This window comes from Paenibacillus sp. J23TS9, from assembly GCF_018403225.1.
In the GTDB taxonomy this organism is placed as follows: domain Bacteria; phylum Bacillota; class Bacilli; order Paenibacillales; family Paenibacillaceae; genus Paenibacillus_AQ.
The window spans coordinates 112,345-127,981 of the sequence record NZ_BOSG01000007.1 but is presented as its reverse complement, the minus strand read 5'-3'; the positions used below and the strand labels follow the sequence as shown (position 1 = coordinate 127,981).

General features: G+C 44.3%; 13 protein-coding genes and 4 tRNA genes. All 17 read left to right on the top strand.

What is annotated here, in order from left to right; translation table 11 throughout:
* Positions 1-52: 52 nt before the first annotated feature.
* The 17 genes from KJS65_RS28070 (at position 53) to KJS65_RS27990 (ending at position 15,592) form a co-directional block, all read left to right on the top strand.
* Positions 53-127, top strand: a tRNA-Gly gene (locus KJS65_RS28070).
* Between the two features lie 6 nt (positions 128-133).
* Positions 134-210 (top strand) — tRNA-Arg (locus KJS65_RS28065).
* 16 nt (positions 211-226) lie between these two features.
* A tRNA-Pro gene (locus KJS65_RS28060) sits at positions 227-300 on the top strand.
* Positions 301-313: 13 nt separating this feature from the next.
* Positions 314-387, top strand: a tRNA-Gly gene (locus tag KJS65_RS28055).
* A gap of 556 nt (positions 388-943) precedes the next feature.
* Positions 944-3,739 (top strand): phosphoenolpyruvate carboxylase, encoded by a 2,796-nt coding sequence (gene ppc / locus KJS65_RS28050; protein ID WP_213653113.1) that lies wholly within the window; start codon positions 944-946, stop codon positions 3,737-3,739.
* 191 nt (positions 3,740-3,930) lie between these two features.
* A complete protein-coding gene (sigW, locus tag KJS65_RS28045) occupies positions 3,931-4,497 on the top strand; it encodes an RNA polymerase sigma factor SigW (RefSeq protein ID WP_213653112.1) in 567 nt (188 codons plus the stop codon).
* 120 nt (positions 4,498-4,617) lie between these two features.
* Positions 4,618-5,232, top strand: a complete 615-nt coding sequence (locus tag KJS65_RS28040; RefSeq protein WP_213653111.1) for an anti-sigma factor family protein — start codon at positions 4,618-4,620, stop codon at positions 5,230-5,232.
* A 203-nt stretch (positions 5,233-5,435) separates the two neighbouring features.
* Entirely contained in the window at positions 5,436-6,266 is an 831-nt protein-coding gene (gene cdaA / locus KJS65_RS28035) for a diadenylate cyclase CdaA (RefSeq protein ID WP_136609062.1), read from the top strand.
* Entirely contained in the window at positions 6,259-7,677 is a 1,419-nt protein-coding gene (locus KJS65_RS28030; protein ID WP_213653110.1) for a CdaR family protein, read from the top strand. The genes cdaA and KJS65_RS28030 overlap by 8 nt, the downstream gene beginning before the upstream one ends.
* A 72-nt stretch (positions 7,678-7,749) precedes the next feature.
* Entirely contained in the window at positions 7,750-9,090 is a 1,341-nt protein-coding gene (glmM, locus tag KJS65_RS28025) for a phosphoglucosamine mutase (protein ID WP_213653109.1), read from the top strand.
* A 298-nt stretch (positions 9,091-9,388) separates the two neighbouring features.
* Positions 9,389-9,580, top strand: coding sequence for a hypothetical protein (locus KJS65_RS28020; RefSeq protein WP_213653108.1), 192 nt, complete (start codon positions 9,389-9,391; stop codon positions 9,578-9,580).
* A gap of 109 nt (positions 9,581-9,689) precedes the next feature.
* Positions 9,690-11,522 carry a glutamine--fructose-6-phosphate transaminase (isomerizing) gene (gene glmS, locus KJS65_RS28015; RefSeq protein ID WP_213653107.1) on the top strand — a complete coding sequence of 611 codons (1,833 nt, stop codon included), beginning with the start codon at positions 9,690-9,692 and terminating at the stop codon, positions 11,520-11,522.
* A 618-nt stretch (positions 11,523-12,140) separates the two neighbouring features.
* The gene (locus KJS65_RS28010; RefSeq protein WP_213653106.1) at positions 12,141-12,371 is read left to right on the top strand and encodes a hypothetical protein; all 231 of its coding nucleotides are present in this window, start codon (positions 12,141-12,143) and stop codon (positions 12,369-12,371) included.
* A gap of 257 nt (positions 12,372-12,628) precedes the next feature.
* A complete protein-coding gene (locus KJS65_RS28005; protein ID WP_213653105.1) occupies positions 12,629-13,132 on the top strand; it encodes a 2,4'-dihydroxyacetophenone dioxygenase family protein in 504 nt (167 codons plus the stop codon).
* A 224-nt stretch (positions 13,133-13,356) separates the two neighbouring features.
* Positions 13,357-13,893, top strand: a complete 537-nt coding sequence (locus KJS65_RS28000; RefSeq protein WP_213653104.1) for a hypothetical protein — start codon at positions 13,357-13,359, stop codon at positions 13,891-13,893.
* Between the two features lie 272 nt (positions 13,894-14,165).
* Positions 14,166-14,612, top strand: coding sequence for a ParB N-terminal domain-containing protein (locus KJS65_RS27995; RefSeq protein ID WP_213653103.1), 447 nt, complete (start codon positions 14,166-14,168; stop codon positions 14,610-14,612).
* Between the two features lie 197 nt (positions 14,613-14,809).
* Positions 14,810-15,592, top strand: a complete 783-nt coding sequence (locus tag KJS65_RS27990; RefSeq protein ID WP_213653102.1) for a nucleoside phosphorylase — start codon at positions 14,810-14,812, stop codon at positions 15,590-15,592.
* Positions 15,593-15,637 lie beyond the last annotated feature (45 nt).

The window sequence follows — 15,637 nt, the reverse complement described above, 5'->3', positions numbered from 1 at the left end:
TCTAGCGTCTTTGACGTGGGGGTTCAAGTCCCTCCACGCGCACCATGTTTATGCGGACGTGGCTCAGCGGTAGAGCATCGCCTTGCCAAGGCGAGGGTCGCGGGTTCGATTCCCGTCGTCCGCTCCAATATTTGCGCCCTTAGCTCAGCTGGATAGAGCGTTTGACTACGAATCAAAAGGCCAGGAGTTCGAATCTCTTAGGGCGCGCCATTTATATTTTAATTATCGGGATGTAGCTCAGCTTGGTAGAGCACCTGGTTTGGGACCAGGGGGTCGCATGTTCAAATCGTGTCATCCCGATTCTTTATTTAATGCGGGTGTAGTTCAATGGTAGAACTTCAGCCTTCCAAGCTGATAGCGTGGGTTCGATTCCCATCACCCGCTCCATATGATTACATACAAAAGCCGAAAGGCTTTTTTTTGTATAGTCATATGAAGTAAGGAATCGCCGCGATAGCCAATCCTGATCTCGAAAGAAAAACTTCCGCTAAACAATGCCTGCTGCTCAGTGAGTATGTAAGCCGACCTTTTTTATTTTCTCTATCTGGTAATAAATTTCTTCAGTGTATGGTTAACTTCTGTGAATCAGAAGCAAGCTACATTGGGTAAATAGATAACACGGAACGAAGCAAAGTTAACGTATCCCTGGCTGCTATCCCCAAGGTATATTTTGGATGTGAGGAAAGCTCACTGAATATTTAGTTGTAATCTGGATTTATTATGTATAGTAGTTGGCGGAATTGTTCAGCATTTGCAAGCTTATATATAATATCTTGTCGATGATGGATGCATATAAATACAGAAGGCGTGTATTTATTCCATATAAGATTTTTTCGCTTTATCGTAGAAAAGTGCAGATTTTCGATTGATTTTGTTGTATGATGTTTAGAAAGCGTTACAAAAGAGATAGCAATACAAACGGGATGGAGATGAGAGGAGTAGCATGACTGAACTTACGGTTACCGCAAATAAGAGCAATTCAAACAACCTTCTGCGGCGTGATGTGCGATTCTTGGGAAATATACTCGGTGAAGTGCTTGTCCATCAGGGCGGCAATGAGCTTCTGGATATTGTTGAAAAGATTCGTGAGACCAGCAAGTCATTACGCTCTGTTTTTTTACCTGAATTGTATGAAGATTTCAAGGAAATTATTAAAACACTCGAGCCGGATATTCGCCATCAGGTGATCAGAGCTTTTGCGATCTATTTCCAATTGGTGAATATTGCAGAGCAAAACCACCGGATTCGTCGTAAACGCGATTATGAACGGTCAGCCGGTGAAACGGTACAGCCGGGCTCCATTGAAAGTGCGGTTCAGGATTTGAAGGATCGCAATTTCACGTATGATGAAGTGCAGGAGATTATTGAGAGTCTTTCTCTTGAGCTGGTAATGACAGCCCATCCGACGGAAGCCATGCGCAGAGCCATTCTTGACATTCATAAACGGATCTCCGAGGATGTTATGCTGCTGGATAACCCGACCCTGACCTTCCGTGAACGCGAACAGCTTCGCGAGAAGCTGCTGAACGAGGTCATTACCCTATGGCAAACGGATGAACTTAGAGACGGGAAACCAACGGTACTCGACGAAGTCAGAAACGGAATGTACTATTTCCATGAAACGCTGTTCCATGTACTGCCTGAAGTATACCAGGAGCTGGAGCGGTGCTTGAATAAATATTATCCAGGCCATAATTGGCATGTGCCTACATACTTGCGCTTTGGCTCATGGATTGGTGGGGACCGTGACGGGAATCCGTCCGTAACTGCAGAGATTACCTGGGAGACGCTTCGATTGCAGCGTAAGCTGGCGATTCGTGAATACCAGCGGATTTTATCCGAGTATATGCAATATTTGAGCTTTAGTACCTCCATTGTAGAAGTATCCGACGAGCTTGTTCAGTCAATTGCCAATGACCATGCCAACGTTGAGGTCACGAAACGCAGAGTGTGGCATAACGAGAAGGAACCTTACCGGATCAAGCTTGTCTACATGATGGAGAAAATGAGCAATGTGGCTGATGAAGGCAAGAAGGGTACTCCTGAGGCCTATAATTCACCTGCAGAGTTTATCGAAGATTTAAAAGTCATCGACCGCAGCTTGCGTTTTCATTACGCTGACTATGTCGCTGACACATATATACAGAAATTAATCCGTCAGGTTGAGCTGTTTGGTTTTCATACAGCCGCTTTGGATATCCGCCAACACAGTCAGGAGCATGAAAATGCGATGAAAGAGGTTTTGGCGCAGGTGGATATTACGCCTGACTATTCGAAGCTGTCTGAAGAGGAGAAGATTGAGCTTTTGTCCAAACTCCTCAATGAACCAAGACCAATTACATCGAATTATCATCAATATAGCGCGAGCACTAAAGAGTGTCTTGACGTATTCCGTACGGTGTATAAAGCCCAGCAGGAGTATGGTCCAGAGTGTATTACGAGCTACCTGATCAGTATGGCTGAGGGTGCAAGTGATATCATGGAAGTCATGGTATTTGCAAAAGAGGTTGGCTTGTTCCGCCAAAACAGTGACGGTACAGTTGACTGCACATTGCAATCCGTACCTCTCTTTGAGACCATTGAGGATCTGCATGCCGCTCCGGAAATCATGAAGAGACTGTTTCAATTGCCGATTTACCGTCAAAGCATTGCTGCTAGAAATGATCTGCAGGAAATTATGCTTGGCTATTCGGACAGTAACAAAGATGGCGGTGCAGTAACAGCGAACTGGGAGCTGCGCGTAGCCTTGAAGGAACTGACAGCTGTGGCTGACGAGTTTGATATCAAGCTGAAGTTCTTCCATGGACGCGGTGGTGCTCTCGGACGCGGTGGCATGCCGCTGAACCGCTCGATTCTGGCTCAACCGGCATCAACGATCGGCGGAGGTATCAAGATTACGGAACAGGGAGAGGTTATCTCATCCCGTTATTCCCTTAAAGGGATTGCTTACCGCAGTCTGGATCAAGCCACATCGGCGTTGATTACAGCGGCTATCAATAACCAGACTCCGCAGGGGGACGATTCAAGCGAAGCATACTGGGATGATATTGTTAGAGAAATGTCGGAAGTATCCCGCAAAAAGTACCAGGATTTGATTTTCAGAGATCCGGACTTCCTGTCCTTCTTCAAAGAGTCTACACCGCTTCCTGAAGTCGGAGAGCTGAACATTGGCTCACGTCCTTCCAAGCGGAAGAACAGTGACCGTTTCGAGGATCTCCGTGCGATTCCATGGGTGTTCTCTTGGACGCAAAGCCGCTTCCTGCTGCCAGCCTGGTATGCTGCGGGAACGGGCCTTCAGAACTTTTATCAGAACAAGGAAGAGAACCTCAAGATTATGCAGGAAATGTATGAGAAATTCTCATTCTTTACTTCATTAATCGATTCTCTTCAAATGGCGATTGCAAAAGCAGATATGGTTATTGCCCATGAATATGCGAATATGTCCAAAGATGATGAAGCGCGTCAGCGTATTTTCAATCTGATCGAACAAGAATTCAAGCTCACTTCAGAGCTGATTCTCCAGATCACCGGGCAAAAGGAAATTCTGGATAATGTCCCTGTCATTCAGGAATCCATCCGTTTGCGCAATCCATATGTCGATCCACTGAGTTATCTGCAGGTTCAGCTCCTAAGTGAGCTTCGCGGACTGCGTGAAAAGGATGAAGACAACGCTGAATTGCTGCGTGAGGTACTCCTCACCATCAACGGAATTGCTGCAGGTCTCCGGAATACAGGCTGATACTTTTGCTATACTGACATCATAGGAACGCCAAATAGGGGAAAGCCGGGATTCAATTTGTTGAAGCCATGGCTTTCCTTTTTTTGTTGTCTTTATGGGTGGTTGTCTTGCATTTTTCCGGAAGTTGAATTACGATTTGAATGATGTGAAAAAAGATCATTACCCATCAGCAAGTCTGGGGGAATATATTGGTGGATAATATAGAAAACAGGTTAACGAAGCTGGCTCTCAAAGGGGACCAGCGTGCCTTTGCAGAGATTGTAGAGCTATACAAGGATAAAATATATCATTTGGCCTACAGGATGCTGGGGAACCGCCATGAGGCGGAGGATATTGTACAGGAGACTTTTTTACGTGTATATAAAAATTTGGACAGGTATGACCCGAATCAAAAATTTTCAACATGGATCTACAGAATCGCTACCAATTTATGCATCGACCGGCTGAGGAAGAAGAAGCCTACATATTCGCTGGATGCAGAGATGAATGATCAAGAGGGCATGGATGGTTATTCAATGATTCCCAGCGATAACCGGACACCGGAGAGCGAGACGCTTCTATCTGAAACGCAGGAGATCATTTATCAGGCGATTGGCAGCCTGCCGGCCAAGTACAAGTCGGTCATGATTCTGAGATATTTGCAGGACTTGTCGTTGCAGGAGATCAGTGATGTTTTGGGAATGCCCGTTACAACAATCAAGACGCGGGTACACCGGGGGCGGGAGTTTTTACGCAAAAAACTGGAGCCCAAATTATAAATTCCATTTATTTTGTTGAAACATTCTAAAAACCATTGCGTATTACAAGATAAACAAGTCTTATGCCCTTGGAGCGGAAGAGGGTTGAATACATTTATATGAATGAAAGGATTGGCTCATATGGAATGCAACTTGGCCGTCTCTTTAATGCATGACTATCTAGACGACGACTTGTCCAAGGACCAGCAGATGGAGCTTAAGACCCATTTGTTGTCCTGCCCCGACTGTCGGATGCAGTTTAAAGAGCTGGAACAGACGGATATGCTGATGTTCTCCTTGAACCATCACGCCCCGTCTACACCTCTTGAGCTGACCCAGCGGATCATGAGTGCCCTGCCACAGGAGAAACGGCAGCAGCCTTGGCTTGGATGGATTAAAAGACATCCTGCAGTTACAGCGGCGGCTGTTTTTCTGATTGTGATGCTGATTAGTTCTGTCAGCTTCTGGGATCAGGACACACAGCTCGTGGTCAAGGGAAGCGATCTGGATCAGGTTATCATTGAAGGAGACACAGTGATTGTCCCTGAAGGAAAAAGCATAGCAGGCAATTTAACGGTAGAGAATGGTAAAACGAAGATCTACGGTGATGTGAACGGGAACCTGACTGTCATTGACGGATCTTTGTATCAGGCTTCTACTGCCCATATCTCGGGAAGGGTCAAAAACATTGATCAGGCTCTGGATTGGATTTGGTATAAAATAACAAATGCATTCTCTGATGTCGCCTATCGTTAATAAACCTTTGCTGCAACTGAATTTATCGGCGCCTCTTTCCAGAAAGAAGGCGCCTTTTTGTTGGAAGAATGCATAAATTAATCCATTTTAGAGCTTCGGCCGCTTGCAACCTGAAGTTGATCGTTATAACCTAGAAGATATAGGGGAAATTATATTACATAGAGACCCATTTAACATTCAAGGGGAAGTGCGGGGGCCTAAGTATGAGTTATTTTGCTGATTTGACATGGAAAGAGTCCATTAAGGATATTATTGATATTGCGATCGTTACATATATTATTTATCATGTCATTTTACTCGTCAGAGGAACCAGAGCCATTCAGCTGCTGAAAGGGATTCTGGTGCTCGTGATTATTTGGGCGTTAAGCACCTGGTTCGATTTGTATACACTCAAATGGCTGATGAATCAAATATTTAACTTTGGCATCTTCGCCATCTTTATCATTTTCCAGCCGGAGCTCCGAAGAGCACTCGAACAGCTGGGACGGGGCAAGATCTTTGGGAGATCGTCAGCGGAAGATGAGGAATTCAACAAGCTGATTGGAGAAGTTATTAAAGCCGTAAATTATTTAGCACGCAGAAAGATAGGCGCATTAATTGTTTTTGAGCGGCAAACGGGACTTAATGAATACACAGAGTCGGGTATTCCGATGCAGTCCATGATCAGCTCGCAGCTGCTCATTAACATCTTTATCCCTAATACACCGCTTCATGATGGTGCCGTCATCGTACAGAATAACCAGATAGCCGCAGCGGCATGTTATTTGCCACTGTCAGAGAACCCTTTTATTAGTAAGGAACTGGGTACGCGGCACCGTGCAGCTATTGGAATCAGTGAGGTAGGAGATGCTATTTCGGTGGTTGTCTCTGAAGAAACAGGTCAAATTTCACTTGCTATCAATGGACAGGTTGTACGTGATATCAAGGAAGAATCCCTGATTTCGAAGCTGTATGAAGAACTTCGTCCTAATTCTACCCCTAAAGAAAAGCGCTCGATGTTCTGGCGCCGGAAGGGGACTGATAAAGATGAATAAATGGATTAATAACAATAATTTCGCGAAGATATTGGCACTTGCAGTCAGTTTTTTATTGTGGAGTATGGTCCATTGGAATAATGATACGCCAACGCCTACCGGGAAAATCGATACAAGGATTATTGAAAATGTAAAAGTGCAGCCCTATGGGCTGGATGAGAAAAAATATATTTTGAGTGCGATGGATACGGATCGGGTCCGCATAGAGATTAAGGGCAAAAAGACCGATCTACTCACTGCATTTTCAGGTGAGTATAAGATCAAACTGGATCTCAGCAATGCGAAGGTGGGAACCAGCACGCTGCCTTTAAGTGTAGATATTCCTAAAGGGCTGGAGATCGTGAACATTCAGCCATCGGCGGTGACGGTAAATATTGAAGAGAGAAATACGGCGACTTTCCCGGTTACGATCATGACCAAAGGTATGCCTGCAGAAGGTTACCAGCTTGGAAAGGTTACGCCGCAGCCGGCAACCGTGAAAGTGACACTTCCAGAGAGTGAGCTCCGTGAAGTCGCCAAGGTCCAAGGGACGGTAACGATTGATGGTGAGGACAGCTCGGTGAAGGAGAAGCGGATCAAGCTGATTGCTTATGACAAGAAGGGGCAGGAAATCGAAGGAGCTGTGCTCGAGCCGTCTTCGGTTACAGCCGAAGTCATTATCTCACCTCCCTATAAGGAGGTACCGATTGAGCTGCAGTATACGGGAAAGCTGCCTGAAGGATTAGTGATCTCCAAAGCCCAGTCCAATGTGAGCAGGATTAAATTGTACGGATCGCAAGAAGCGCTAGCGGGAGTAAAGTCCTATACGAATATTAGTGTGGATTTAAGCCAGATCACGCAGGCCGGAACTATAGTTCTTCCTGTGGACTTGACGGCACCTTCTGGTTTTGAGAAAATCGAGCCTAGCTCCTTGCAGGTGGAAATCACCACGGTTTCCAATTCACAGCGGGTCATCAATGACATCCCGATCACGATCAAAAACGATGACAGCAGCGACCTTCAGGCTAATATTATTACTCCGGCGAGCCGTATGATGTCCCTAACACTCAACGGGGCCCCGGGGCTGCTGAACAGTCTGACCAAAGACGATATCCAGTTGATCGCAAGCGTGGGGAACTTGAAGCCGGGAACGCATGAAGTTACACTTCAGGTTGTTCTGCCGCGTTATATTTCCCGCCTTGACCAGGGAAGCCCGCTTACCGCTACGGTTGAGGTGAAGGAGAATCCTACTGCACCTACGACAACCACTCCGGAGACCGGAACAGACGGAAAAGGCAAGGATAAAAATCAAAACCAAAACCAGGGAAGTCTCCCTGGAACGGGAACCGAAGAGAACGGAGGATCCACCCCGGATGAACCCGGGAACACTCAGGACTCTTCCAATGATTCGGGAGACACAGGAACAAACTAATTTACTGATAAACAATCTAAATTGGAACTTGGGATTTTTCAAACCGGAAGTATATAAAAAAGGAGAACAATCATGGGGAAATATTTTGGAACTGACGGTGTACGCGGTGTCGCAAATAAGGAATTAACGGCTGAGATGGCATACAGTATCGGTCGCTGTGGTGGTTATGTACTTACAGGTGATGTGGAGAAGCCAACCGTAGTGATTGGTATGGATACGCGTGTGTCCGGCGTTATGCTGGAGTCCGCGCTGGTAGCAGGTCTGCTGTCTATTGGTGCCCATGTGGTGCGTTTGGGCGTAGTATCTACACCGGCCGTAGCATACATTACCAGATTGCTGAAAGCTGATGCAGGTGTAATGATCTCTGCTTCTCATAATCCTGTAGAGGATAACGGCATTAAATTCTTTGGCGGGGATGGATTCAAACTATCCGATGAGACTGAGCTGAAGATTGAAGCATTGATGGATGCAGAAACCGACAGTCTGCCACGTCCTGTAGGTAAAGACCTTGGTAACGTGATTGTGGACAATGAATCCAAATATAAATATCTGGAGTATTTAAAATCAACGATCAGTCACAGCTTTGACGGTTTGAAAATCGTGCTGGACTGCGCGAATGGGGCAGCCTATGAGCTGGCACCAAAGCTTTTTGAAGAGTTGGGTGCCGAAGTAGTGAAGATCGGTGCTGAGCCGAACGGATTGAACATTAACGATCATTGTGGTTCTACACACCCTGAAAAGCTGAAGGAAGAGGTTTTGAAGGCGAAAGCAGACCTGGGTCTGGCTTTTGATGGGGATGCGGACCGTTTGATCGCTATCGATAACAATGGTGAAGAGGTTGATGGCGACTTTATCCTCTGCATCTGCGGTCATTCCATGAACAAGCAAGGCAAATTGAATAATGGAACAATTGTATCAACAGTCATGAGCAACATTGGCTTTTACAAAGCCACAGAGAAGCTGGGGCTGCAAACAGCCAAGACTGCGGTCGGTGACCGTTACGTGATGGAAGAGATGCGTAAGGGCGGTTATAACCTGGGCGGCGAACAGTCCGGCCATGTTATTTTCCTCGATTACAACACGACCGGCGATGGCATACTAACGGCAATTCAGCTGGTGGACACCATTTCGGGTTCCGGTAAAAAGCTGAGCGAGCTCAGAACCATGATGCGCCAATATCCTCAGGTGCTCGTAAACGTGCGTGTAGAGGATAAGAGCAAGTACGAAGGCAACACAGCGATTGAAGGTGCCATTGCGGAAGTGGAAGGCATTCTGGGCGATAATGGCCGTGTGCTGGTACGTCCGTCCGGTACGGAATCTCTTATTCGCGTAATGGCAGAAGGTCCGGATAAGGACCAGCTGGATCAATACGTGAACCAGATCGTAGAAGTCGTGAAGCGGGAGCTTGTGTAAGACCAGAGGTTTATTTTTATAGTAAAATGAAGGAACTTTTATCATAGGCCGGTGAAACTAATGTTCAGGTTTCATCGGCCTTCCTTTAAGGTGAATATGGGGTAGGATGGCCTGGCATGGGTTGTGTGCCGGATTGCCAAAGTGGCCCGACTTGAATATAATGAGTAAATGTTATTCGAAAATAGAAAGCGGGGATTGTGAGGTTCATTATTAATAGCGCCAGAACTTGGGCTTGCGCGGGGAAAGGATCCGGCTTCCAGCAGCGGATTCACGGCAGCACCAAGTTGACGAGGTGAAGGTGTTCGAAACATTCGGCGGGGACCTTCCGGTGATTCACCACAGCCGTAAACCGAAAACGGAAAATGGATGGGCGACCGTTCACACAACGCTTCCGGTGGGTGATAAGAAAATCATATTTCATGAGTGTGCGGGCATGATAGCAGTAAGTGCGTGCAGCAGCCAGATGTACATTCGTGAACGTACCTTGTAAACTTCATACAAGTTTGTTTTCCGTACATTCTGGCATATGCCGCACGGACTGACTTTTCCCGTAAGCTCACTAAACCCACTTTGGAGAAGTGAACGGAGGAATTTTAATTATGTGTGGTATTGTCGGATATATTGGTCAGAAAGATACACAGGAAGTATTGATCGAGGGTTTGAAGAAATTGGAGTACCGTGGATATGATTCTGCAGGGATTGCGGTATTCACCAATCAGGGATTGCAAATTTCCAAGGCGAAGGGCCGGATTGCGAATCTGGAATCAAAGCTGGAGGAAGCTCCACTTGTGGGAAGCGCAGGTATCGGACATACGCGCTGGGCAACCCATGGTAAACCATCGGATGTGAACTCCCATCCTCATACGGACAACAGCCATAAGTTTTCGGTCGTGCATAACGGTATTGTCGAAAATTATTTGGATTTGAAGGATGAGCTGATCGAGCAAGGACATCATTTTGTGTCGGAAACCGATACCGAAGTGATTTCGCATCTGATCGCCCGTGAATATGAAGGCGACATCGTCAAAGCGGTGCAGAAAGCCATTACGCATATGCGCGGTGCATTTGCACTTGGCGTGCTGACTGAATACGAACCGGATAAATTGGTTGCAGTTCGTCAGGCAAGCCCACTGATTATCGGGATTGGGGAAGGCGAGAACTTTATCGGTTCGGATATTCCGGCGATTCTGCAATATACGCGTAATGTGTATATCCTGAACGACGGTGAGATGGCTGTATTGACGAAGGACTCTGTCGAATTGATGACCATTGAAGGGAATTTTATTTCTCGGGAAATGATTCATGTCGACTGGGATGCCGTCACTGCGGAAAAAGGCGGCTTTGAGCATTTCATGCTTAAAGAGATTCATGAACAACCTAAAGCATATCGTGACACGATGCGCGGTCGGATTGACGAATCCGGTAAAAAGGTTGTACTGCCTGAGCTGAAGCTGACTCCGGAAAAAATTAAAAGCATCAATAAAGTACAAATCGTAGCTTGTGGCACAGCTTATCATGCAGGCCTCGTTGGCCGTAATGCAATTGAGTCACTGGTACGGATTCCGGTAGAGACAGATGTGGCTTCCGAATATCGTTACCGTTCACCAATCGTTACACCGGATACGCTGGTCATCGTAGTCAGCCAATCGGGTGAAACGGCAGATACCCTGGCAGCTCTCCGCGAAGCACAGTCCCATGGTGCACATGTGCTGGCCATCACCAACGTGGTGGGAAGCTCTATTGCCCGGGATGCGGATGATGTGATCGCAACTTTGGCTGGACCGGAAATTGCGGTTGCTTCGACCAAGGCATACACGTCCCAGTTGATCGCGTTCTATCTGCTGTCCCTGTACCTTGCTGAGGTGCGCGGTACGCAAACGCCAGAACAGGTTGCACAGATTATTGCAGCCATGCAGGCCCTGCCTGAGCAGCTCGATAGCATGTTGGCCAAACCGGAAGCGATCAAAGCCTATGCAGAACAGATCTCCAAGCATGAGCACTTATTCTTTATTGGACGGGGAATCGATTTTGCAGTGGCACAGGAAGGCTCGCTCAAGCTGAAGGAGATTTCCTATATCCATTCCGAGGCATATGCAGCCGGTGAGCTTAAGCATGGTACGCTCGCGCTAATCGAAGACGGTATTCCTGTTATTGCCCTGGCAACCCAGGAGGATGTACTTGAGAAAACCGTGAGCAACATCAAAGAGGTTAGTGCCCGCGGTGCCGACATCATGGCGATTACGCATGAAGAGCATGTTGTCAGCCTGCTCAAATCCGTAAACCAGGCCTTTGCCATTCCGAAGACGCTGCCGCTGCTAACACCAGCATTGTCTGTTGTTCCGCTGCAGCTGCTGTCCTACTACGCTTCCCTCGCGAGAGGAAACGACGTGGATAAGCCGCGGAATTTGGCGAAGAGCGTGACGGTGGAGTAATTAGGATAAATATCCTTAAAAGCTTTGTTCAAGGTAAATAAAGTCGTTCCGAGCAAATTAAACTCGTAGCGAGCAATTAAAAGTCGTATCAGAGTCGAGCAGATCCAGGATTATTTCCTGACATTTGCTCGGCTTTTCTTTTTGGGCAGGGGGGCAGGAATTAGAGAAAGGCAGGAGAATGACGATTTCATCTCGGACGATGAGTGGTGAAGCAAAGGATAATGATGCGAATAACAAGGATGAAGAGGAGTAAGTAGGAAAGGATCTAATCGTTCGTCATAAGACCGTGAGAGTTATTCGAAGCTGGCGTGAAACATCAAGACCGATTCGCTACGCGAATCGTCATCATGTTATCGCGAAGAGCATCACCAAAATTCCGTTTACGCTGTATCTTCGTGCTTGAGCACGGCGAAAAATGCCTAACTTCTTCATAGAGTGTGGTTGGTCAAAATGGGGGTGTATAATCGCTGTCTGGGAGGAGTTTACCTAAATATGTTTTTGCAGTATGCGGATAGATAGCACCGAAAGTATCGGGAGCTTACAATGTCGATGGCGACGCTTGTGAGCTCTTTTTATTTTCCAATAATTGGGCTGGTGATATAATGAGAGGGTGGGAACGTGAGTATATGGGTGTCTCGGAATGACGAAGGTTCCTTGTATGTTCGTTTTAAATATGATGAACAAATGGTTATGAAGATTCGAGAAATTCCAGGAAGGAAATGGATTCATGATCAAAAGGGCTGGAATATTCCATTTACACCCGAATCAATTCAACAGTTGCAAACACTTTTTGAAGGAATGAAAATTCATGTTGATTACTGTGTTGTTGAAAGAATGCAGTTTGCTTAACCATGAAGTACACACGAAGGATATCATTCCAACATATCCATGGGATACTTCAATAAAAAGGTCCTTAATCCATTCACTGCAGCTTCGAGGTTATAGTACCAAAACGATAAAAGCTTATTGTAGTCAAGTTCATAGATTTCATACTTTTGTTCAGCAGCAAAGTACTTGAATGGATCACGAGAAAATGATTCAGAGCTACACGAACGTTATAAGAAATCCCCGCAAATAAAGATAAAAACTTAAGAGGAGACTATAGCATGAATCAATTGATTAAAGATTCTGTAGTAAAACTAGCAGAGAATCTCCAATTACCTGAAAGAGTGTTAAATGTTGAAGATTTACCGTGGGTTCCTTTCGATGAAGGGGAAGAAGTGAGTTGTTATTTTAAACCGCTGAGATTTGATCTTGCCACAGGGACTTGGATATACCTCTTTAAGATAAAGAGTAACCAAGTGCTAACGCGCCACCGGCATACTGGTGGATCTGTAATAGGATATAACATACAAGGACAATGGAGATATGAAGGTCGAAATTGGATTGCGAAACCAGGAAGTTTTATTTTTGAACCACCCGGGGACATACATACTCTTATTTCTGAAGATGAAGAAGTAATTACTTTGTTTATTCTAGGTGGATCACTGCAATATTTTGACAACGATAATGTAGTTGTTGGTCAAGATGATATTTATACAGTACTAAAGAAATATAGAGATTATTGTAATGAGATGGGAATAGAAGTGCGTGAAGATCTTGTTTATTGAGGAGTTGTACTATGAAGGCGGGGACATCTTATAACAATGTATCTACGCTGCGGGCTTCGCCCTTGGTTCGCAAGATGAGGTGAGCAGAGAAGTTGATTCAGCGACAAACCTGCGAGGCTAAGTCCGTCTGACCCGGCGCGTTTGCGCCTTATGCCTCTCGGGTTTTGTAGATACAACAACGTTATGCGAAACTGCTGAAATACCAATTGAAAAAGAGGTGATTCATGAAGAAAGTCTTAGTTGTTTGCGCTGCCATTCTTGTAATCTGGCTGATCATTAATTGGAAAGATATATGGGGATATAGCACTTTAGATAAAGCAGTACAATCTCAATGGAAATCTCAAGTGGGTACAGTAAATAAGGACGAGATAAATAGATTAGTACTATATAAAGATCAGGATCAGTATGTATTTGGTGTATTTCATAAAAAGTATGGACGGTATTATTACAAGAACGATAGTCAAAGTTCGGGTTGGACATCACAGTCAAACAATGGGCCTGCATTTTTGGTTCGAGTTGAGCACAAACAAAATAAAGGGAATTATATATGGGGAGCATTATATTCTGAAATCCCAATAGAAAAATTTCAAATCGAGTTCAAAAATGGAGAGACACGGGAAGTAACTGCTGTAAATAATACCTTTATCTATAGAATTCCTGATGTGTATCAAGAGGTACAAGAGCCTAATTTAATGACTACCTTTATAGATGTCAAAGCTTATGACAAAGGAAATAAACAAATAAAGGCTTGGAGAGATTAATGTGTTTTAAGAAGTCATCAGATTCGCATAACAACATATTCACGCTTCGGGCATTCGCCGTCGGTCCGACACGAAGCTAGAAGAGGAATCTTTGAGGAATTTTCAGTATTGGGGAAGCGAGATCAGCCGGACACATCCGCATCGACTATCATCGCGCCCGGCGACTTCCGTCTTAATTCAGTGGGACGTAGTGAATACATCAACGTTATCCGAAATTCAAGCATGGTATTTAAAAAACTAAAAGACAATATTTTAGATAGGGAGTCGTAGCTATGACTAGATTTACTTTAAATGCTGCAATGGAGTACGCTGCAAATGATAATATTGAAACATGGATTCATCTTTTTTTAAATGGCGAAGGAAATAATGTTGGATTATCGGAAGGACTAAAAATGAAAAGACGATATTGGTTAGGGCCAATTGAAATCGATATTAGTTATCTAGATAGAGTTGTTGGTCCTGAGTCAAATATGGAATATGTAGAAGATGAAGATTGGTGGAATTATAACATTAATCAAATCTCTAATCGTATAGAAAGCGGATGGGATATGCCCCCATTAATTGCTGAAAATAGAGAAGGCTCTTTAAGTGTAAGGGATGGTAATCATCGACTTGGCGCTCTTCAAAAGTTAATTAAAGAAAAGTACTATGTAGTTATTTGGGATGATAGCAGTGTGGAAAATATATTAAAAGCTATACAAAAGAAATATAAAATATAGTATTTGGAAGCTATTCAAGAAGGCATGAACACCGGATAACATAGCATTCCTACTGCGGGCGTTCGCCCTTGATCGCCAAGAGGAAAATCAGAGAGGTTAATTCAGGCGATACATTCAACCATCTAAGTCTGACGACCCGTTTAATAGCCGCAAAGAAATAATAAAAAAATTTTAAATTACTTTGGAGGTAAGTCGAGATGAAGAGCAAAAAAATCGATAGTAATGAATTCCCGATATTGGAATTTGATGAATCGCGAGTTGCAATAATAGAGGCTACTAATTTTATCAAGCCAAAAGAAGAATTTGAATACTGTGTAATAACTTTTTTTCGAGATGTAATTGAAAAAATGAAAACGGAGGGAAAGTTGAAAGAAGTTGCATGTCTACATTGCGAGACTGTAGATTTGCCAATATATGAAACATATTATCAAGGGAAAAAGGTACATATTACTTTGGGGTATTTAGGAGCTGCAGGTTCAGCAGGATTCTTAGAAGAACTGATAGCCTATGGTTTTCAGAAATTTATAGTTTGTGGTGGTGCAGGTGTATTAAAAAAAGACATTGCTGTTGGACATGTATTAGTACCAGTTTCTGCAGTGAGAGATGAAGGAGTATCATACCATTACATTAAGCCATCAAGAGAAATTGAATGTAATCTAGAGGTATTAAAAATCATAGAGGAAGATTTTAATATACATAACATCAGGTATATAAAGGCAAAAACTTGGACGACAGATTCATTTTATAGAGAGACTAAAGAAAAGGTTGAGTTGCGGAAAGCAGAAGGGTGTGTAACTGTAGAAATGGAAGCAGCAGCATTTATGGCTGTTTCACAATTTAGAAATGTAAAATTAGGTATTATCTTGTATGGCGGTGATGATTTAAGTGGTGTCGAATGGGATAGTCGAAGTTGGAATAGCAGATCAGAAATAAGAATAAACCTTGTTCAAATATCAATGCGGATATGCAGTTCTTTTTAACTGGAATAGATATAATCCATTTATTAATGCATTTATAAAAAGGGA